Here is a 563-nt window from a genome sequence, read left to right as displayed (position 1 = left end):
GCTGATAACGCCGAGATTATTACGACCATCGTGGATCATTTCGCCATTTTCTTCATAAACACCTAAGAAGCTACGGCAACCCATTGGGGTTTTAAATGATCCCGTTACTTTAACGACTTGATCGTAATTCAATATATCGGGATACATGCGTTTACTTGCACATTCCAATGCAAGTTGTTTAATATCGTAATTAGGATCACCAAACTTATGGTTTAAACCATCTTTAATAGCAAAAACAAGTTTAGGGAAAACCGCTGTTTTACGATTTTTACCTAAACCAGCCATACGATTTTCAAGAATAGCGCGTTGAATTAACCGTGCTTCTTTTGACGTACCAAGGCCAAAGCCGAAAGTGACAAAGGGGGTTTGTCCATTAGCCGTATGCAGTGTATTGACTTCATACTCTAAAGATTGGAATGCGTCATAACACTCTTTTTCAGTGCGTGCATTGGCATAGGCTTCTTTATCTGCGATTTGCCACTCTTGTGCAACTTTGTAGTGTTTGTCGTAGCTTGCTTTAACAAAAGGAGCTAAGACTTCATCAATACGATTTATTGTTGTAC

The 563-nt window shown here is 39.1% G+C and carries 1 protein-coding gene; it reads right to left on the bottom strand.

The features are described from left to right. On the bottom strand, positions 1 to 563 hold a 563-nt coding region (nrdD, locus tag ABN217_RS20005), incomplete at both ends, for an anaerobic ribonucleoside-triphosphate reductase (protein ID WP_349459971.1).

This window comes from Proteus sp. fly-1067 (assembly GCF_040139345.1).
GTDB classification, from domain to species: Bacteria; Pseudomonadota; Gammaproteobacteria; order Enterobacterales; family Enterobacteriaceae; genus Proteus; species Proteus vulgaris_B.
Note: the sequence above shows the minus strand (reverse complement) of the source record. Positions and strands in the feature narration are given on the sequence as shown.